At 72.9% G+C, this 17,988-nt stretch carries 18 protein-coding genes and 1 pseudogene; 8 read left to right on the top strand and 11 right to left on the bottom strand.

Annotated features, from left to right (window positions below; all coding sequences use genetic code 11):
- Nucleotides 1-426: 426 nt before the first annotated feature.
- The 5 genes from OG899_RS15850 to rsmI all read right to left on the bottom strand — a co-directional run bounded on the left by OG899_RS15850 (nucleotide 427) and on the right by rsmI (nucleotide 5,013).
- Nucleotides 427-1,320, bottom strand: coding sequence for a 4-(cytidine 5'-diphospho)-2-C-methyl-D-erythritol kinase (locus OG899_RS15850; RefSeq protein WP_125497925.1), 894 nt, complete (start codon nucleotides 1,318-1,320; stop codon nucleotides 427-429).
- Nucleotides 1,317-2,207 (bottom strand): 16S rRNA (adenine(1518)-N(6)/adenine(1519)-N(6))-dimethyltransferase RsmA, encoded by an 891-nt coding sequence (gene rsmA / locus OG899_RS15845; protein ID WP_125497924.1) that lies wholly within the window; start codon nucleotides 2,205-2,207, stop codon nucleotides 1,317-1,319. The genes OG899_RS15850 and rsmA overlap by 4 nt, the downstream gene beginning before the upstream one ends.
- Before the next feature lie 202 nt (nucleotides 2,208-2,409).
- Nucleotides 2,410-3,297: a TatD family hydrolase gene (locus OG899_RS15840; protein WP_189427773.1), complete on the bottom strand. Its 888-nt coding sequence runs from the start codon at nucleotides 3,295-3,297 to the stop codon at nucleotides 2,410-2,412.
- Nucleotides 3,298-3,368: 71 nt separating this feature from the next.
- Nucleotides 3,369-3,818, bottom strand: a complete 450-nt coding sequence (locus tag OG899_RS15835) for a hypothetical protein (protein WP_125497922.1) — start codon at nucleotides 3,816-3,818, stop codon at nucleotides 3,369-3,371.
- A gap of 349 nt (nucleotides 3,819-4,167) precedes the next feature.
- Entirely contained in the window at nucleotides 4,168-5,013 is an 846-nt protein-coding gene (gene rsmI, locus OG899_RS15830) for a 16S rRNA (cytidine(1402)-2'-O)-methyltransferase (protein ID WP_189427774.1), read from the bottom strand.
- Between the two features lie 116 nt (nucleotides 5,014-5,129).
- Between rsmI and OG899_RS15825 the strand changes: the two genes are divergently transcribed.
- Complete coding sequence (locus OG899_RS15825) at nucleotides 5,130-6,884, top strand: dolichyl-phosphate-mannose--protein mannosyltransferase (RefSeq protein ID WP_189427775.1); 1,755 nt, start codon at nucleotides 5,130-5,132, stop codon at nucleotides 6,882-6,884.
- A 353-nt stretch (nucleotides 6,885-7,237) separates the two neighbouring features.
- Here OG899_RS15825 and OG899_RS15820 read toward each other — a convergent pair whose 3' ends face one another.
- On the bottom strand, nucleotides 7,238-7,573 hold the full coding sequence (locus OG899_RS15820) for an EthD domain-containing protein (RefSeq protein WP_125497919.1): 336 nt from the start codon (nucleotides 7,571-7,573) through the stop codon (nucleotides 7,238-7,240).
- A 145-nt stretch (nucleotides 7,574-7,718) separates the two neighbouring features.
- On the opposite strand from OG899_RS15820, the gene OG899_RS15815 reads away from it, so the two are divergent.
- Nucleotides 7,719-8,087, top strand: coding sequence for a MerR family transcriptional regulator (locus OG899_RS15815; RefSeq protein ID WP_189427776.1), 369 nt, complete (start codon nucleotides 7,719-7,721; stop codon nucleotides 8,085-8,087).
- A 1-nt stretch (nucleotide 8,088) separates the two neighbouring features.
- On the opposite strand, the pseudogene OG899_RS15810 reads toward OG899_RS15815, so the two are convergent.
- Nucleotides 8,089-8,372, bottom strand: a pseudogene (locus OG899_RS15810) (IS5/IS1182 family transposase); the annotation flags it as partial.
- A 223-nt stretch (nucleotides 8,373-8,595) separates the two neighbouring features.
- Here OG899_RS15810 and OG899_RS15805 point away from each other — a divergent pair.
- Nucleotides 8,596-10,218: a penicillin-binding transpeptidase domain-containing protein gene (locus OG899_RS15805; RefSeq protein ID WP_189427777.1), complete on the top strand. Its 1,623-nt coding sequence runs from the start codon at nucleotides 8,596-8,598 to the stop codon at nucleotides 10,216-10,218.
- A 183-nt stretch (nucleotides 10,219-10,401) separates the two neighbouring features.
- The gene (locus tag OG899_RS15800; protein WP_125497916.1) at nucleotides 10,402-12,060 is read left to right on the top strand and encodes a penicillin-binding transpeptidase domain-containing protein; all 1,659 of its coding nucleotides are present in this window, start codon (nucleotides 10,402-10,404) and stop codon (nucleotides 12,058-12,060) included.
- Between the two features lie 35 nt (nucleotides 12,061-12,095).
- Here the strand turns inward: OG899_RS15800 and OG899_RS15795 are convergent, their stop codons facing one another.
- Entirely contained in the window at nucleotides 12,096-12,455 is a 360-nt protein-coding gene (locus OG899_RS15795; protein WP_125497915.1) for an SsgA family sporulation/cell division regulator, read from the bottom strand.
- A 220-nt stretch (nucleotides 12,456-12,675) separates the two neighbouring features.
- Between OG899_RS15795 and OG899_RS15790 the strand changes: the two genes are divergently transcribed.
- The 4 genes from OG899_RS15790 (at nucleotide 12,676) to OG899_RS15775 (ending at nucleotide 16,536) form a co-directional block, all read left to right on the top strand.
- The gene (locus OG899_RS15790; RefSeq protein ID WP_125497914.1) at nucleotides 12,676-13,734 is read left to right on the top strand and encodes an energy-coupling factor ABC transporter permease; all 1,059 of its coding nucleotides are present in this window, start codon (nucleotides 12,676-12,678) and stop codon (nucleotides 13,732-13,734) included.
- On the top strand, nucleotides 13,734-14,495 hold the full coding sequence (cbiQ, locus tag OG899_RS15785; protein ID WP_125497913.1) for a cobalt ECF transporter T component CbiQ: 762 nt from the start codon (nucleotides 13,734-13,736) through the stop codon (nucleotides 14,493-14,495). Before OG899_RS15790 ends, cbiQ begins: the two co-directional genes overlap by 1 nt.
- Nucleotides 14,483-15,268: an energy-coupling factor ABC transporter ATP-binding protein gene (locus OG899_RS15780; RefSeq protein WP_125497912.1), complete on the top strand. Its 786-nt coding sequence runs from the start codon at nucleotides 14,483-14,485 to the stop codon at nucleotides 15,266-15,268. The genes cbiQ and OG899_RS15780 overlap by 13 nt, the downstream gene beginning before the upstream one ends.
- Before the next feature lie 95 nt (nucleotides 15,269-15,363).
- Complete coding sequence (locus tag OG899_RS15775; protein ID WP_125497911.1) at nucleotides 15,364-16,536, top strand: serine hydrolase; 1,173 nt, start codon at nucleotides 15,364-15,366, stop codon at nucleotides 16,534-16,536.
- A 73-nt stretch (nucleotides 16,537-16,609) separates the two neighbouring features.
- On the opposite strand, the gene OG899_RS15770 is transcribed toward OG899_RS15775, so the two are convergent.
- From OG899_RS15770 to OG899_RS15760, 3 genes are all read right to left on the bottom strand, one after another.
- The gene (locus tag OG899_RS15770) at nucleotides 16,610-16,885 is read right to left on the bottom strand and encodes a DUF1876 domain-containing protein (RefSeq protein WP_125497910.1); all 276 of its coding nucleotides are present in this window, start codon (nucleotides 16,883-16,885) and stop codon (nucleotides 16,610-16,612) included.
- Nucleotides 16,886-16,974: 89 nt separating this feature from the next.
- On the bottom strand, nucleotides 16,975-17,820 hold the full coding sequence (locus tag OG899_RS15765; protein WP_189427778.1) for a DMT family transporter: 846 nt from the start codon (nucleotides 17,818-17,820) through the stop codon (nucleotides 16,975-16,977).
- On the bottom strand, nucleotides 17,817-17,948 hold the full coding sequence (locus tag OG899_RS15760; protein WP_406311064.1) for a hypothetical protein: 132 nt from the start codon (nucleotides 17,946-17,948) through the stop codon (nucleotides 17,817-17,819). Before OG899_RS15760 ends, OG899_RS15765 begins: the two co-directional genes overlap by 4 nt.
- Nucleotides 17,949-17,988: the final 40 nt, after the last annotated feature.

The raw sequence follows: 17,988 nt of genomic DNA, 5'->3' as shown, positions 1-17,988 counted from the left end.
ACCTTCAAGCGTAGGGCCTCGCACGGCGGGGGCGACGCGCGAGGGTTCGGTCACTCTTCGTGGTGACGCGCGCGTGGTGCGCCGCCGCGGTGGCGGGCAGGCGTCGGGCTCACGACGGGAACCTGGCGCTCGCCGGCCCGCGGCCACTTCCGTGTCGCCGCGATCGACGTGCCGGTGAACGGAACGGCCCGCGCCGGACGCCGCCGCGCGGTGTGACAGTCGCCCGCGAGACGACGGTGCCGCTCGACCGGCGCAACGGCCCCGAACCCGTTCATCCCGGTGATCGACGCCGCTGCGTGGACGGGATCGGACCGGACGTACGGCGAGGCATCCACAGTGGCCCGGCAGCGGTCGACGACCTCCGAGCGGAGCCTTCGCGGGAGTCGGCGTCCTCGCAGGGCCGGTGTTCTCACCCGACCGGTGCCCTCACAGAACCGTCGCGCCCGCCGCCGGACCTGCTGCCGTGCGCACCGCGCGGCAGGTGCCGGAGGCGCGCAGTGCCCGGGCCACCGTGTCCGCCGCGTCGGCGTCCCGGACCAGGAACGCCGTGGTCGGTCCCGACCCGGAGACCAGCGCGGCCAGCGCACCGGCCTCGCGCCCGGCCCGCAGGGTGTCGGTCAGCGACGGGAACAGGGACAGGGCCGCGGGCTGCAGATCGTTGGAGACCGTCGCCGCCAGCGCGTCCACATCGCCCTTGGCCAGCGCGGCCAGCAGCTCGGGCGAGGCCTGGGGCTCGGGGACGTCCCCTCCGGCCGTCAGGCGGTCGAACTCGCCGTACACCGCCGGGGTGGACAGCCCGCCGTCGGCGAGGGCGAACACCCAGTGGAAGGTGCCGCCCACCTGAAGCGGCTCCAGCCGCTCCCCGCGCCCGGTGCCCAGCGCGGCCCCGCCGACCAGGCTGAACGGCACGTCGCTGCCCAGCTCGGCGCAGATCTCCAGCAGCTCCTCGCGCGAGGCGCCCGTACCCCACAGGGCGTCGCAGGCCACCAGGGCACCCGCGCCGTCCGCGCTGCCGCCCGCCATGCCGCCGGCCACGGGGATGTCCTTGGCGATGTGGATGTGCACGGCGGGGCTGCGGCCGTGCCGCTCGGCGAGCTTCAGGGCCGCGCGGGCGGCGAGGTTCGTCCGGTCGAGCGGGACCTGGCCGGCGTCCGGGCCCTCGCAGGTCACGCGCAGCTCGTCGGCCTCGGTGACGGTGACCTCGTCGTACAGGCCGACCGCCAGGAAGACGTTCGCCAGGTCGTGGAAGCCGTCGGGGCGGGCGGCGCCCACCGCGAGCTGGACGTTGACCTTGGCCGGGACACGGACGGTGACGCTCACTGGTTTCCGGGCTCCTTGTGCTCTGCGACGGGCGTGTGCTCCGCGATGCGCGCGAACTCCTCCACCGTCAGCGACTCGCCCCGCGCCTGCGGCGAGACACCGGCGGCCACGAGCGCCGCCTCGGCGGCCGCCGCCGACCCGGCCCAGCCGGCCAGCGCGGCCCGCAGGGTCTTGCGGCGCTGCGCGAAGGCGGCGTCGACGACGGCGAAGACCTCGTCCTTGGTGGCCGTGGTCGGGATCGGCTCGGCGCGCCGCACCAGCGACACCAGGCCGCTGTCGACGTTCGGCGCGGGCCAGAAGACGTTGCGGCCGATGGCCCCGGCCCGCTTGACGTGGGCGTACCAGGCGGCCTTGACCGACGGCACCCCGTACACCTTGGAGCCGGGGGCGGCGGACAGCCGGTCGGCGACCTCCGACTGCACCATGACGAGGGTGCGCTCGATGCTCGGGAAGGTGTCGAGCATGTGCAGCAGCACGGGCACGGCGACGTTGTAGGGCAGGTTGGCGACCAGCGCGGTCGGGGCGGGGCCGGGCAGCTCGGTGACGTGCAGGGCGTCGGAGTGGACCAGCGCGAACCGGTCGGCGCGGCCGGGCATGCGCGCGGCGACGGTCGCGGGCAGCGCGGCGGCCAGCACGTCGTCGATCTCCACGGCGGTGACGTGCCCGGCGACCTCGAGCAGGGCCAGGGTGAGGGAGCCGAGCCCCGGGCCGACCTCGACGACCACGTCGTCGGGGCGGACATCGGCGGTGCGGACGATGCGGCGGACGGTGTTCGCGTCGATGACGAAGTTCTGGCCGCGCTGTTTGGTGGGGCGTACGCCGAGGGCTGCCGCCAGCTCACGGACGTCGGCGGGGCCCAGCAGGGCGTCGGGGGTGGGGCTGCTCACGGCACAAGGGTACGGGGGCGGGCGGCGCCGCCCGCCCGGGACCGCCCTCGGCCGGAGCCGCTCCGGCCGGTCGGGCCGACGGGGCCGACCGGGGCCGACCGGGCGTGCCGGTAGCGCGCCGCCGCGTCGGCAGCGGACCGCCGTGCCCCTAGCGGACCGCCGCGTCAGCAGCGGACCGCCGTGCTCCTAGCGGACCGCCGCGTCAGTAGTCGAAGGCGCGGGCGGAGTTGGCGGCCAGGGCCGCGGCCATGGTGTCCTCGTCGACGCCCCGCACCTCGGCCATGGCGCGCAGGGTGACCGGGATCAGATACGGCGCGTTGGGCCGCCCGCGGAACGGCGCCGGGGTCAGGAACGGCGCGTCGGTCTCCACCAGCACCAGCTCCAGCGGGGCCACGGCGAGGGCGTCCCGCAGGTTCTGCGCGTTCTTGAAGGTGACGTTCCCGGCGAAGGACATGAAGTAGCCGGCGCGGGCGCACACCTCGGCCATCTCCGCGTCGCCGGAGTAGCAGTGGAACACCGTGCGCTCGGGGGCGCCCTCCTCCTTCAGGATGCGCAGGACGTCGGCGTGGGCCTCGCGGTCGTGGATGACCAGGGTCTTGCCGTGCCGTTTGGCGATCTCGATGTGGGCGCGGAAGGACTGTTCCTGGGCCTGTATGCCCTCCGGGCCGGTGCGGAAGTGGTCGAGGCCGGTCTCGCCCACGCCCTTGACCTCGGGCAGGGCGGCGAGCCGGTCGATCTCGGCGAGCGCCTCGTCCAGGGCCGCCGTGCCGCCGGGTTCCCGGGCGCCCTGGCGGGACCATCCGTCGGGGTCGCCGTGGACGATGCGCGGTGCCTCGTTGGGGTGCAGGGCGACCGCCGCATGGACGTTCGGGTGCGCCTTCGCCGTCTCGGCGGCCCAGCGCGAGCCGGCCAGGTCGCACCCCACCTGCACGACCGTGGTCACGCCCACCGACGCCGCCTTGGCCAGCTGCTCCTCCACGGTGCCCGCCTGCATGTCGAGGTGGGTGTGGGAGTCGGCGACCGGTGTCCGCAGGGGCTCGGGGAGCGGGGGCGCCGCGTTCTTGTCGGCCTTGTCGGCGTTCGAAGGCATACCCCCGATCCTACGGAAGGCACCGGCGCCGCCCGCTCCCGCACGGTTGTCGGTCCGGCCGGCCGTGCCGCTCAGCCGGCCTTGCGGTGGTGGAACGGATGCAGCAGGTCCGCCAGGTGCCAGTGGTGGTGCTCCCCGGGCTCGCGGGCCGTCGCCTCCTCCCCGGGCGCGGACCGGGACGCCGGAGCCGCCGCGGACACCGCGGGGCGGTGCCGCCGGTGACCGTCCTCGTGCGGGTGACTGTGCAGGTGGCTCTGCGCGCGGGCCACCCGGCCGGGCCGCATGATCCGCACCAGGTGTCCGTCGCAGTTGCGGCAGGCGGGCCGGCTCAGCGGCGACGGCACGACCCGGCCGTCGGCCACCCACACCACGAAGGGGCTGCCGTGGGCGTCGGTGTGGTGCTCTATCTGGAATGTCTGCTCCCAGCCGTGCCCGCAGTGCATGCAGGCGAAGGAGTACGACTCCTCGACGACGGCGTCCGCCGCCTTCCGGTGTCCGGCCCGTCCGGTGATCTCGCTCATACCGGCTCCTCACATCGCCGCTGGAGACGGGGGTGGCGGTGCGTCTCCCCCGCCCTCCAGTGGACGACCGCGCCGGGCCGGACGCAGGCGACCTGTCGAGTGTTGGCGGTGATGTGGGCGTTTGCTTACCCAAGGGCCTCCAACGGCGGGTGTCGCTTTGCCGTCCCGAAACGGGGCTTTGCCCGCGCATGGGGCGCTCGCCGGGCGAGATACCCCCTGCTCGCAGCGGATGTGAGACCCCTCACGACGCATGCGCCGCACAGCGCCCCGCCGCCTGTTCAGCCACCACCGCCGCGCTCCGGGCGCACGCCCCTGCCCGGCTCGGTACGACCGGCGACCCGGCCGGTCCTCACCCCGCGTGCTTGGCCGCCACCACCGCGTCGAAGACCTCCCGCTTGGGCAGTCCCGCCTCGGCCGCGACCGCCGCGATGGCCTCCTTGCGGCGCTCGCCGGCCTCCTCGCGGGCACGGACCCGCCGCACCAGCTCGGCCGCGTCGATCTCCTCGGGCCCCTTCTCGGGCGCGCCCTCGACCACCACGGTGATCTCACCGCGCACCCCTTCGGCGGCCCAGGCCGCCAGCTCGCCGAGCCCGCCGCGCCGTACCTCCTCGTACGTCTTGGTCAGCTCGCGGCACACCGCGGCGCGCCGGTCGGCGCCGAACACCTCCGCCATCGCCGCGAGCGTGTCCTCGATGCGGTGCGGGGACTCGAAGAAGACGAGCGTGCGCCGCTCCTCGGCGACCTCCTTCAGCCGGGAGATCCGCTCGCCCGCCTTGCGCGGCAGGAACCCCTCGAAGCAGAACCGGTCGACCGGCAGCCCGGACAGTGCCAGCGCGGTGAGCACCGCGGACGGGCCGGGCACGGCGGTGACCCGGACGTCCTCGGCCACGGCCGCGGCGACCAGCCGGTAGCCGGGGTCGGACACCGACGGCATGCCCGCGTCCGTCACCAGCAGCACCCGTGCCCCGCCCAGCAGCTCCTGGACCAGCTCCGGGGTGCGGGCGGACTCGTTGCCCTCGAAGTACGACACCACGCGCCCGCGCGGGGTGACGCCGAGGGCCTGCGCGAGCCGCTTCAGCCGCCGGGTGTCCTCCGCGGCCACCACGTCCGCCTCGGCCAGCTCCACGGCGAGCCGGGGCGGCGCGTCCTGGACGTCGCCGATGGGGGTGCCCGCCAAGACAAGGGTTCCAGTCACGTCCCTCATCCTCTCAAGCCGTCCGGGGCGTCACGGCACGGCCGGTGCCGGACGCGCATCCGGCCGGTGCGGCGGAGCACGGGACTCGCACAGCACGGTTCCCTACCATGGCGCGGGTGACCAGTACCGCGTCCTCCACGGACACCCGGAAGGACCTGGCCCCCCACGAGCAGCGGTCGTCGTGGCAGGGGCGGCTGCGCCGCTTCGGCCACCGGCCCGTCGCGGCGGGGCCCGCACGCGACGCCGACCTCGCCGAGCGGCTGGTGCCGCCGTACACGCAGCCGGGACCACGGCTGTGGGCGGCCCTCTGTCTGCCGCGGCGGCTCGGCGACCGGCTGGCCCGCTGGTCGGGCTGGGGCGGGCCGCTGCTGGTGACGCTGCTGGCAGGGGTGCTGCGGTTCTGGCATCTGGGCAGCCCGAAGGCGGTCATATTCGACGAGACGTACTACGCCAAGGACGCGTGGGCGCTCGTCCACCGCGGCTTCGAGGTCAACTGGGACAAGAACGCCAACGACCTGATCCTGAGCACCGGCGGGCACGTCCCCGTGCCGCACGACGCGGCGTACGTGGTGCATCCGCCGGTCGGGAAGTACGTGATCGGGCTCGGCGAGCTGATGTTCGGGTTCGACCCGTTCGGCTGGCGTTTCATGACGGCGCTGCTCGGGACGCTGTCGGTGCTGATGCTGTGCCGGATCGGCCGTCGCCTGTTCCGCTCCACCTTCCTCGGCTGTGTGGCGGGCGCGCTGATGGCGGTGGACGGACTGCACTTCGTGATGAGCCGCACCTCGCTGCTCGACGGGGTGCTGATGTTCTTCGTCGTGGCGGCCTTCGGCTGCCTGCTCATCGACCGCGACCGCTCCCGGGCGCGGCTGGCCGCCGCCCTGCCCGTGGACGCGGACGGCAGACTCCGGCCGGACGCGTACGTCGCGGAGACCGCCCGTCTGGGGTGGCGGCCGTGGCGGTGGGCGGCCGGGCTGCTGCTGGGCCTGGCGATCGGCACCAAGTGGAACGGCCTGTACATCCTGGCCGCGTTCTGTGTGATGGCCGTGCTGTGGGACGCCGGCGCCCGCCGGGTGGCGGGGGCCCACCGGCCGTACCTGGCCGCGTTGAAGCGGGACACCGGCATCACGTTCCTGGCCACGGTCCCGGTCGCGCTCGCCGTGTACCTGCTGTCCTGGCTGGGCTGGATCCTCTCCCCCGCCGACGGCACCGGCGGCTACTTCCGCGACTGGGCGGCCACCGAGGGCCGGGGCGGGAGGTGGACCTTCCTGCCGGACTGGCTGCGCAGCCTGTGGCACTACGAGCACGAGGTGTACACGTTCCACGTCGGCCTGTCCTCGCCGCACACCTACATGTCCAACCCGTGGAGCTGGATCGTCGACGGCCGCCCGGTGTCGTACTTCTACGAGTCGCCCTCCCCCGGCACGGACGGCTGCCCGGTCGACGCCGGCGACAAGTGCGCCCGCGAGGTCCTCGCCCTGGGCACCCCGATGCTGTGGTGGGCGGCGTGCGCGGCGCTGGTGTACGTGCTGTGGCGCTGGTTCTTCCGCCGCGACTGGCGGGCGGGCGCCATCGCCTGCGGTGTGGCGGCCGGGTATCTGCCCTGGTTCCTGTACCAGGAGCGCACGATCTTCTTCTTCTACGCCGTGGTCTTCGTGCCGTTCCTGTGCCTGGCCGTGGCCATGCTGATCGGCGCCCTCCTCGGCCCGCCCGGCACCTCCGACACCCGCCGCGTGGCAGGCGCCACCGGCGCCGGCGTCCTGGTGCTGCTGATCGCCTGGAACTTCATCTACTTCTGGCCGCTGTACACCGGCACCGCGATCCCGATCGAGGACTGGCGGGCGCGGATGTGGCTGGATACCTGGGTCTAGAGGGGCCGGCCAACCCGCGGGCAGGCAGGGCAGTGGTACCCGGCCCCGGACGAGCACAGGTCCTGGTGATCACGGAGCTGCGACGCTTGTGATCACCGGGGCGGCCCGTGCCTGCCCTCCCGTTGATGACCCGCCGCATCACCCGCGACAGAAAGCGCGCAGCCCGAAGGGCTGAGGCCTGTCGCTCGGATCAGCCGGCCGCGAAGTGCGGTGCCTCCCGGACGGCCCGCGCGGGTTCTGGTGCGTGCGGCTGCACGGCGGAGGACGGTGTCGACGCGGAGCGTCTGCGCGTGACGACACGCGGCAGATGGGCGTGCCAGCCCTCGCGACGCCGGGACGATCCGAACGACAGGCTAGATCACAACCTTTTCTTCAGTGACCATCACCGCCACCGACTTCATATCGATGAACGTACTCTCGTCCGGGTTCACCAACTCCGTGTAGTTCTTGGACGTGAAGAAGGCGTCGTGATCCGCCCAGCTGTCGAACCAGATCTCAGTGATGCCGTCGTAGGCAGGACTCGGATACCCTTCAGCGGGCACCGGGTGGGAGACGGTGTACTTCCTCACGTACCGCCGCGCCTCCGGAATCGAGGTGAACAACGGGGCGTGGCGGTTTCGGTGATGCTCAACGAATTCCTCGGTGGTCATCCCGTCGAGACGGTTGATCATGAAAACGAATTTGATCACGGACTTCTGCCTTTCGTGCTCGCCGATGCGAGACGCCGGCGACCGGATTTCCTGGCTGCGGGTCGCGAGCCGTAGAGTCAACCTAAATGCTCACATCGATGTCAGGGGCAAGTAGCTGTGACCCGATACACACGGATGGGTTGGCATGCGGATCGGTGAACTGTCCGCCCGGACCGGAGTAAGCCGTCGATCACTGCGCTACTACGAGCAGCAGGGCTTGCTGGTCAGCACGAGATCCCCCAGTGGCCAGCGGTACTACGACGACGATCACGTCCAGCGGGTGGCACTGATTCAGACATTCCTGGCCGCAGGCATGTCCAGCAGAACCATCGCGGAAATGGTCCCCTGCATGACGGAGCCAAACATGAGCAGAGCCAGGCAGGCCCTGGCCGCGATGAATCGGGAGCGAACCCGCCTTTCATCCACCATTGAGGGCCTCATCGCCGCCAGAGAAGCACTTGACCGCCTGATCGACGTCAACCGGGCCTATCTGGCGAACACGGCGGATGACTAGGGTCGACCGGAGAACGCCCTGTCGGCTCGCCGCCTCCGGGAGTTCGATGATGGAGCCGTCGCCGGTTGTCCGGCCGAGGACGAGGCCGACGATCCGGTCGCCAAAGTCCAACGCGATCCGCTTGAACCGCGTGAAGACGCCGAATGGTGTCCGCTCGTCGCGACGACTCCGGATCATGGCGGCCGCGCAGGTCGTGTCAGCGATGGCCCGGCAGGAGCAGCCGAAGCGCAGCAGTTGCAGCAGCGTGTCGAGGACGGAGCATCGCGTGCCGGCCGGGCGGCCCGGGACACCCGGCGCGAGGGCGCCGGCGGACTCGCGCACCGTCCGACGCGCCGATCCGACCCGAACCGATTGATCTCTCTTCGGCCAATTTCCGGGAACAACAGCGAACTTTGCGCACCTGCGTCCCCGCCCTGCACCTACAGTGCAACCGCACACGGTCATCGCACGCGTATTCGCCTCGTGTGCGCATCGGCCGGTGGGGCCGGCACGGGGAGGGAGCGCTGTCGTGCGCAAGGGTGTGAAGGCCGCTGTCGTCGGCGGGGTGGTCGTCGTCCTGCTGGGCGGGGCCGGGTACGGGGCGTACAGCGTCGTCTCGGCGCTGAACGGATCCGTGGTCGCCGGCGGAGCCTCTCCCGTGCGGACCGGGCCGCCCGATGCGGACGAGGTGCAGGAGACCACCCGGAAGTTCTTCGCGGCCTGGGAGAAGGGCGACGCGCGGACCGCGGCGTCCTACACCAACTACCCGGTCGAGGCGCAGGCGTTGCTGTCGGCCTACGGGACGGATGCGCACATCTCGCAGGTCGCGATCACGCCGGGGAAGGCCTCGGGGACCACCGTGCCGTTCTCGGTGAAGGCCACCGTGTCCTACGACGGCACCGGCAAGCCGCTGTCCTACCGCTCGCAGCTGAGCGTGGTGCGCGGGGTCAGCACGCACCGGCCGCTGGTCGACTGGCAGCCGTCGGTGGTGTATCCGGGGCTGGAGAAGGGCGACACGCTGGTCACCGGTCCGTCGGACGCCGCGCCGATCGAGGCGGTCGACCGTGACGGGGTGGTGCTGACGAAGGAGGACTACCCGTCGCTCGGGCCGATCCTGGACGAGCTGCGGGCCAAGTACGGGGACAAGGCAGGCGGTTCACCGGCCGTGGAGCTGCGTGTCCGGCACACCGGCTCCGGTGCCGCCGACACGCCGCTGGTCACACTGACCGAGGGCAGGCCGGGGACGTTGCGCACCACGATCAGTGCGCGTGCGCAGGCGGCGGCCGAAGCGGCGGTGCAGCGGTTCGCGGAGTCGTCGGTGGTGGCCGTGCAGGCGTCCACCGGTGAGGTGCTGGCCGTGGCCAACCATCGGCAGGACGCGTTCAACGCGGCGTTCCTGGGGCGGCTGGCCCCCGGTTCCACCATGAAGATCATCAGTGCCGCGACGCTGATCGACAACGGCATCACGACGGCGAACGGACCGGCGCCCTGTCCCGAGACGGCGGTGTGGCAGAGCCAGACCTTCCGCAATCTGACCGGTATGACACCGGACGAGCACGCCACGCTCTCCGACAGTTTCGCGCGGTCGTGCAACACGGCGTTCGTGAAGTACGCGGACGAGGTGACAGTGGACTTGCTGACCCGGGAGGCCGAGGACCGGTTCGGGCTGGGCCGGGACAACTGGAAGACCGGCATTCCGTCGTTCGACGGGTCGGTGCCCGCGTCCGGCGGCCCGGACACCGCCGCCAACCTGATCGGGCAGGGCCAGGTACAGATGAGCCCGCTGAACATGGCGTCGGTGACGGCGACCGCGATCACGGGCCGGTTCCGCCAGCCGGTGCTCGTGCCGCAGAGCCTCGACGGCCGTGAGCTGGCGCAGGCGCAGGGCCTGTCGGCGGGCACGGTCGCCCAGCTGCGGCAGATGATGCACCGCACCGCCACCTCCGGCACCGCGGCCGCCGCGATGTCCGGGCTCAGCGGCGACATCGGTGCCAAGACCGGTTCCGCCGAGGTCGACGGGCAGGCGGTGTCCAACAGCTGGTTCACCGGCTACCGCAACGACGTGACGGCCGCCGCCATGGTGCAGAGCGGAGGCCACGGCGGGGACGCCGCGGGCCCGGTCGTGGCGGCGGTGCTGCGCGCCGCCGGCTGACCCCGCGAAGGTCCCGCACCGTGCCGCACGGTGTTTGTCGCAGGTTGGCTACTAAGCGGCTGCCGCCGCCCTGACCTGCGACGCGGACTCCTTAGGGTGGTGTGCCGTCGCCGGGTGCGAGGGGCACGAACGGCGACGGCATCGGGCCGCAAGCGGCCCGGAACGGGCAAAGGACGGAAGGCAGTGGGCAAGAGAAGGCGCGTCCCCGAGCGGCGAAGGACGGCTCCCGCCGTGATCGGCGCGGTGATCGCGGTGGTCGCCGGTGGTGCGGGGTTCGGCGCGTACACGCTGTTCGGTGGCGGCGCGGCCGAGGGCCGGTCCGCGGGCGTGCACAAGACGGTGAAGACCGGCCCGCTGACGGCGGACGAGGTGCGCGGCACCGCCACGCGCTTCCTGACCGCCTGGCAGCAGGGCAGGCCCGCCGAGGCGGCCGCCGCGACGAGCGACGCCACCGCCGCCACGGCCCTGCTGACCGGGTTCGCCGAGGACGCCCGTCTGACAGACGTCACCCTGACCCAGGGCGCCCCCAGCGGCACCGAGGTGCCCTTCTCGGTGAAGGCGACGGTGGCCTACGAGGGGCTGCGCAAGCCGCTGAGCTACGACAGCGCGCTGACCGTGGTGCGGCGCGCCTCCGACGGCGCCCCGGTGGTGGACTGGCACGCCTCGGTCGTCCACCCGGAACTGCGGGACGGCGACACCCTGGTCACCGGGGAAGCCGGCACCCCGCCGGTGAAGGCGCTGGACCGGAACGGCGACGAGCTGACCGTCGCGAAGTACCCGTCGCTGGGCACGGTCCTGGACGGGCTGCGGGACAAGTACGGCAAGACGGCCGGCGGCCGGGCCGGTGTGGAACTGCGGGTGGTGCGCGGGGCCGAGTCCAAGAAGGCCAAGCTGTCGGACAAGACGCTGCTGGAGCTGAGCCAGGGCACTCCGGGCACGGTCCGCACGACGCTGGACCCGGCGCTGCAGGCCGCCGCCGAGGACCAGGTGAACCGGCGCAAGCGGGCCTCGGTCGTGGTGCTGCGGGTCTCGACCGGCGAGATCCTGGCGGTGGCCAACAGCGGACACGGCTTCAACACGGCCTTCCTGGGGTCCCTGGCGCCCGGCTCCACGATGAAGATCGTCACGGCGACGATGCTGTTCGAGAAGGGGCTCGTCACCCCGGACGCCCAGCACCCGTGTCCCAAGACCTACGACCTGGCGGGCTGGACGTTCCACAACGACGGCAACTCCGAGATCAAGAAGGGCACGTTCCGGCAGAGCTTCGGGGCGTCCTGCAACAACGCGTTCATCGACTTCGCGCCGAAGCTGTCGAACAGCGATCTGACGAAGGAGGCCCAGGAGGTCTACGGGCTGGGCATGAACGACTGGGCCATCGGGGTGCCGTCGTTCGACGGCTCCGTCCCGGTGCAGAGCGGCGCGCAGATGGGCGCCTCGCTGATCGGCCAGGGCGGGGTGCGGATGAACCCGCTGAACATGGCGTCGGTGGCGGCGACGGTCCAGGCGGGCACCTTCCGCCAGCCGTACCTGGTCTCCCCGGACGTGGATCACCGCTCGCTGGCGCAGGCCGCGCGGACCATGTCCGCGAAGACCCGGGCGCAGCTGAAGGACGTGATGCGGTACACCGTGCAGTACGGCACGGCCGCGAAGGCGATGGCCGGGGTCGGCGGTGACGTCGGTGCGAAGACCGGCTCGGCGGAGGTCGACGGGCAGGAGAAGCCGAACGGCTGGTTCACCGCCTACCGGGACGATCTCGCGGCGGCCGCGGTCGTGCAGGCGGGCGGGCACGGCGGCGACACGGCGGGCCCGATCGTGGCGGCCCTGCTGAAGGCGGGCGGCTGAACCGGGCCGTCGGGGACATCGGGCCATGGCGGCTGTCAGCCGTGGGCGAAGGCGGTCGCCATGGCCTCCGTGTAGGTGCGGCGCAGGAAGTCGACGAGCGTCTTGGTCTCGATCTGCACCACCGAGACGCCGCGGGCGGAGTGGAACTCCAGCACCGTCTGCACCCGGCCGCACGGCCACACCCGGACCTCGCCGGTGCCGGCGGGGCGGCGCAGGCCCTGTTCGAGCAGGGACCGGGGGAAGACCCGGACGCGGGCATCGGGCAGCACGATCCGCACCGCCTCGGGGTCGTGGTGCGGTTCGTAGTGCAGGACGACGGGGACGGCGTCGCGCTCGCCCTGGGAGTCGTCGTCGGTGACCACGCGGGCCCGTGCGAACTGTTCGACTGCCGGCATCGTACGGTCCCTCGCTCTCCGCGCCCTGCCCGGACAGAAGGCCAGCTTCCGAGGACCCCTCCTGGATGCCCTCCTCTGCACCTTCTCTTTGAGCAATGACCCGGATTTCCGGTTTCATTCCTTTTTTCTTGCTGCGGATACGTTCGAGCATCCTGAGGCGGCTCGGCCGACAGGGACCCGCTCTTGCAAATGGTTCGCAACAAGCATCTATCATCGAACGGTGCATGTGCCTGACGGATTCATCGACGCCCCCACGTCCGTAGCCACCGGTGTGATCGCCGCCGGCGCCCTCGCCGTGAGTCTGCGCGGCGCGCGCCGGGAACTCGACGAGCGCACCGCACCGCTGGCCGGCCTCGTCGCCGCCTTCATCTTCGCGGTGCAGATGCTGAACTTCCCCGTCGCGGCCGGCACCAGCGGCCACCTGCTGGGCGGAGCCCTGGCCGCGATACTCGTGGGCCCCTGTACCGGGGTCCTGTGCGTGTCCGTGGTCCTGCTGATGCAGGGCCTCCTCTTCGCCGACGGCGGGCTGACCGCGCTCGGCGTCAACATCACGGACATGGCGATCGTCACCACCGTGGTGTCCTACGCCGTCTTCCGCGGCCTGGTGAAGGTGCTGCCGCGCCGCCGCCGCTCGGTGACGGTCGCCTCGTTCGTGGCCGCGCTGCTCTCGGTGCCGGCCGCCGCGGTGGCCTTCACCCTGCTCTACGCGGTCGGCGGCACCACCGATGTGTCGATCGGCAAGGTGGCCACCGCCATGATCGGCGTCCATGTGCTCATCGGCATCGGCGAGGCCGTGATCACCGCGCTGACCGTCGGCGCCGTGATCGCCGTCCGCCCCGACCTGGTGTACGGGGCCCGCGGGCTGCAGCAGCGGCTGAAGCTGCGGGTCGACGGTGAACTGGTCGACGCGCCCGACGCCGCGCCCGCTCCCGCGCCCGCCGCCGCTCGGTCGCACCGCCCGCTGTGGATCACCGGGCTGGTCACCTCCCTGGTCCTCGCCGGTGTCGTCAGCTTCTACGCCTCCGCCGACCCCGACGGCCTGGAGAAGGTCGCCCACGACCACGGGATCGACAAGACGGAGAAGGAGCACGCGGCGGCCGACTCGCCGCTGGCCGACTACGGCGTGAAGGACATCTCCGACGACCGGCTGTCCGGCGGCCTCGCGGGCGTGATCGGGGTCGGCGTCACCGTCGTCGTGGGCAGCGGTGTGTTCTGGGCGGTGCGCAGGCGCCGCTCGGCCGCCGAGGACTCCGCGTCCACCGCCGGCGGCGCCGCCTGATGGGCGCCGGGCACGCGCACCGGCTGTACCGGCAGGGCGACTCGCCGGTGCACGCGCTGCCGCCGCACACCAAGCTCGCCGCGGCCTTCGCCTTCGTCGTGGTGGTGGTGTCCACCCCGCGGGAGGCGATGTGGGCGTTCGCCGTGTACGCCGTGCTGCTGGCCGCGGTGGCGGCCCTGGCCCGGGTGCCGGCCGGTTTCCTGCTCACACGGCTGCTGATCGAGATCCCGTTCGTCGCCTTCGCGGTGCTCATGCCGTTCGTGGCCGAGGGCGACCGGGTCGAGGTGCTGGGGCTGTCGCTGAGCGTGAACGGCCTGTGGGGCGCCTGGAACGTGCTCGCCAAGGGCACCCTCGGGGTCGCCGCCTCCGTGCTGCTGGCGAGCACCACCGAGCTGCGGGAGCTGCTGCTCGGCCTGCAGCGGCTGAAGCTGCCACCGCTGCTGGTGCAGATCGCCTCCTTCATGATCCGCTACGGCGATGTGATCACCGACGAGATGCGGCGCATGCGCATCGCCCGCGAGTCCCGCGGGTTCGAGGCGCGCGGCGTCCGGCACTGGGGTGTGCTCGCCAAGTCCGCGGGCGCGCTGTTCATCCGCTCCTACGAACGCGGCGAGCGCGTCCACCTGGCCATGGTCAGCCGCGGCTACGCCGGGTCCATGCCGGTGATCGACGAGGTGAACGCCTCCGGGGCGCAGTGGTCGCGGGCCCTGGCCCTCCCCTGTGCCGCGCTCGTGGTCTGTCTGCTGGGATGGATGCTGTGACTGTGTCTTCTGCTGCGCCCGTGCCGTCCCTTCAGGTCTCCGGCCTCGCCTTCGCCTACCCCGACGGGCATCAGGCCCTGTTCGGGGTCGACTTCACCATCCACCGCGGGGAGCGGGTGGCGCTGCTCGGCCCGAACGGCGCCGGCAAGACCACCCTCGTGCTGCACCTCAACGGCATCCTCGGCGGCGGCACCGGCACGGTGACCGTGGCCGGGCTGCCGGTCGGCAAGCAGCACATGGCCGCCATCCGGCAGAAGGTCGGCATCGTCTTCCAGGACCCGGACGACCAGTTGTTCATGCCGACCGTGCGCGAGGACGTCGCGTTCGGGCCGGCCGCGGCCGGGATCAAGGGGCCCGAGCTGGAGCAGCGGGTGCGCACGGCCCTGGAGCGGGTCGGCATGCAGGACTTCGCGGACCGCCCGCCGCACCATCTGTCCTTCGGGCAGCGGCGCCGGGTCGCGGTGGCCACCGTGCTCGCGATGGAGCCGGAGATCCTCGTGCTGGACGAGCCGTCGTCCAACCTCGACCCGGCCTCCCGCCGTGAACTCGCCGACATCCTGCGCTCGCTGGACGTGACGGTGCTGATGGTCACCCACGACCTGCCGTACGCGCTGGAGTTGTGCCCGCGGTCGCTGATCCTCAGCGACGGGGTGATCGCGGCGGACGGCCCGACCGGCGAGCTGCTCTCCGACGAGGAGCTGATGCGCGCCCACCGTCTGGAGCTGCCGTTCGGCTTCGACCCCCGCTCGGTGACGACGGGCACCCCGCACTGAGGAATCCCAGGCGTCACGGCGCTGTTGCACTCACCGTCGCAGGCAGTGCGGCGGTCGAGGCAACGAAACGACAACGACGTGACGGGAGCAGGGGCGTGGACGTGAACGGTGCGGTGGCCGAGGGCTTCGAACCGGTCCGGCAGGCGTTCGCGGCCAACTTCACCGACCGCGGTGAGCGCGGTGCGGCGGTCGCGGTCTACCGGGACGGGCACAAGGTCGTCGACCTGTGGGCCGGAACCCGGGACGTGGACGCGGCGGACGACGCCGCCCCCTGGGAGCAGGGCACCGCGCAGATCGTGCGCTCGGCGACGAAGGGCGTGGCCGCCGCGGTGCTGTTGCTGCTGCACCAGCGCGGCGAGCTGGACCTGGACGCGCCGGTCGGGTCGTACTGGCCCGAGTACAAGGCGGCGGGCAAGGAGCACACCAGGGTGTGGCATCTGTTGGCGCACCGGGCGGGGGTGCCGGTGCTGGACCGGCCGCTGACCGCCGCCGAGGCCGTCGACCCGGAGCGGGGCGCCGCGGCCGTGGCGGCCCAGGCGCCGGTGTGGGAGCCGGGCACGGACCACGGCTACCACGCGCAGACCTACAGCTGGCTGACCGGCGAACTGGTCCGCCGGGTCACGGGCCGGTCCATCGGGGCGTGGATCGCGCAGGAGATCGCGGGGCCCGTCGGCGCGGATCTGTGGGTGGGGCTGCCGGCCGGCGAGGCACACCGGGCGGGCCGGGTCGGCCCCGTCGAGGCGCCCGCCGCACAGCCGGGCGGGTTGCGCATCCGGCCCAAGCGCTCCCTGGCCGAGGCCTACGGCGATCCCGCGTCCCTGACCCGCCGGGCCTTCGGCGCGATCAGTCCCGGACCGGACGAGAACGACCCGGCCTACCGGGCCGCCGTGCTGCCCGCCTCCAACGGCATCGCCACCGCCGACGGCCTGGCCCGCTTCTACGCCTCCCTCATCGGCGAGGTGGACGGCGGGGTGCGCCTGTTCACGCCGGAGACGGCCGCGCGGGCCAGGGCCGAGGTCTCGGCGGGCCCGGACCGGGTGCTGGTGGCCTCGACCCGTTTCGGCCTGGGCTACATGCTGCACGGCGGAGCCGCGCCGCTGCTGGGCCCGGGCTCCTTCGGCCACCCCGGCCGGGGCGGCGCCCTCGGCTTCGCCGACCCGGACTCGGGCATCGCGTTCGGCTATGTCACCAACGGCTTCCGCTCCGGTGTGACGGCGGACCCGCGGGCCCAGGCCCTGGTCCGCGCGGTGCGCGCCTCGCTCGCCTGACGCCGAACCGCCCGGCCGGCGGCGACCGGAGGACACGTCCGCGGCGGCCGTGGCCCGCACGCGGATGGTGTCCTCAGATGTGGATCGGCTGGGACGTGCGTCCCGAGGCCTGGTCGATCTCCTCGTGCGCCTTGTCCAGCAGCTGCATGGCGAGTTCGTTCAGCGCCCGGGCGCCGGCGATCTCCTCGCCGACCCGCGGCTGGTTGGGATCGGTGCGGTAGCGGCTGGCCCGGCCGTGCCCCCGGATCTCGGTGCCGTCGGGCAGGCGCACCATGGCGGCGGCTCTGGTGTGCTGGTCGTCCTCTTGGAACTCGATCTCGACGTGCCATCCCACAGCGGTGTGCATCATGGCCCTCACCTCCGGAACACCTGTTTCCAGGGTGCGCCTTTCCCTCTGGGCCCGCAGCACCGGACGGGTCGGCGGGAGCGGGCCGGGGCTCAACCGCCGTGCAGCATCAGGCCGATGCCCACGACCAGCAGTCCGGCCGCCGCGATGCGCGGCACGCCGAAGCGCTCCTTGAAGACCACGGCGCCGATCGCCGCGCCGACCAGGACGGACGACTCGCGCAGCGCCGCGATCGGGGCGAGGTCGGCCCGGGTCTGCGCCCACAGCACCAGCCCGTACGCCGTGACGGACAGGGCGGCGCCGAGCAGTCCGACGGCGGCGGACGGCCGGAGCATCGCGAGGGTGCGGCCGCGCCAACGCATCGCCGCCCAGGCGGGGATCGCGATGCCCTCGGCGATCATGAGCCAGGCGGTGTAGCCGAGCGGGGAGCCGGAGGCGCGCACCCCGAGTCCGTCGACCACCGTGTATCCGGCGATGGTCAGCCCGGTCGCCAGTGCGGCCGCGAGCGCCGCCCAGTCGGGCCGCCGTCCTCGCAGCCCCCACAGGGCGACCCCGGTCAGCCCGGCGCAGGACAGGGCCACACCGGCGGCCGCCCAGCCGTCGGGTACCTCGTCGGCGAACAGGGCGGCGAGCACGGTGACGACGAGCGGCGCGGTGCCGCGCGCGATCGGGTAGGCCTGCCCGAAGTCCCCGAGCCGGAAGGACGTCATCAGCAGCGCGTAGTAGGTGACATGGATGGCGGCCGAGACGAGCAGATACGGCCAGGCGGCCGCGCGCGGGGCGGCGGCGCACGGGGCGAGCAGCAGCCCGATGAGCAGCCCGCCGCCCGAGATGAGCGTGAACCCGACGAGTTTGTCGGTGATCCGGTGGGCTATGGCGTTCCAGCTGGCGTGGGTGACCGCGGCCAGCAGCACGGCCGCGGTGACGACCGGCGTCACGCCATGCCCCTGCGCGCGTCCGCGCGGCGTGGGCCGGGGCGCGGGATGCGCGGTGCCTCGGCGGACCGGAGGCGGGCCGCCGAGGCGGAGGACGTCGAAGCGGGGGTCGCGGAGGACGTGGTCGTCATGGGCAGCAGGCTACGGATCCGTGGGCCGGACCGGTCCCGG

The organism is Streptomyces thermoviolaceus (genome assembly GCF_045209695.1).
Lineage (GTDB): Bacteria > Actinomycetota > Actinomycetes > Streptomycetales > Streptomycetaceae > Streptomyces > Streptomyces thermoviolaceus.
Note: the sequence above shows the minus strand (reverse complement) of the source record. Positions and strands in the feature narration are given on the sequence as shown.

Excerpts from the sequence above, each read along its gene's own strand:
- OG899_RS15780 (WP_125497912.1), top strand. The coding sequence starts at position 14,483 with ATGGATGCTGTGACTGTGTCTTCTGCTGCGCCCGTGCCGTCCCTTCAG.
- OG899_RS15815 (WP_189427776.1), top strand. The coding sequence starts at position 7,719 with ATGCGGATCGGTGAACTGTCCGCCCGGACCGGAGTAAGCCGTCGATCA.
- cbiQ (WP_125497913.1), top strand. The coding sequence starts at position 13,734 with ATGGGCGCCGGGCACGCGCACCGGCTGTACCGGCAGGGCGACTCGCCG.
- OG899_RS15770 (WP_125497910.1), bottom strand. The coding sequence starts at position 16,885 with ATGATGCACACCGCTGTGGGATGGCACGTCGAGATCGAGTTCCAAGAG.
- OG899_RS15835 (WP_125497922.1), bottom strand. The coding sequence starts at position 3,818 with ATGAGCGAGATCACCGGACGGGCCGGACACCGGAAGGCGGCGGACGCC.
- OG899_RS15840 (WP_189427773.1), bottom strand. The coding sequence starts at position 3,297 with ATGCCTTCGAACGCCGACAAGGCCGACAAGAACGCGGCGCCCCCGCTC.
- OG899_RS15795 (WP_125497915.1), bottom strand. The coding sequence starts at position 12,455 with ATGCCGGCAGTCGAACAGTTCGCACGGGCCCGCGTGGTCACCGACGAC.
- OG899_RS15760 (WP_406311064.1), bottom strand. The coding sequence starts at position 17,948 with ATGACGACCACGTCCTCCGCGACCCCCGCTTCGACGTCCTCCGCCTCG.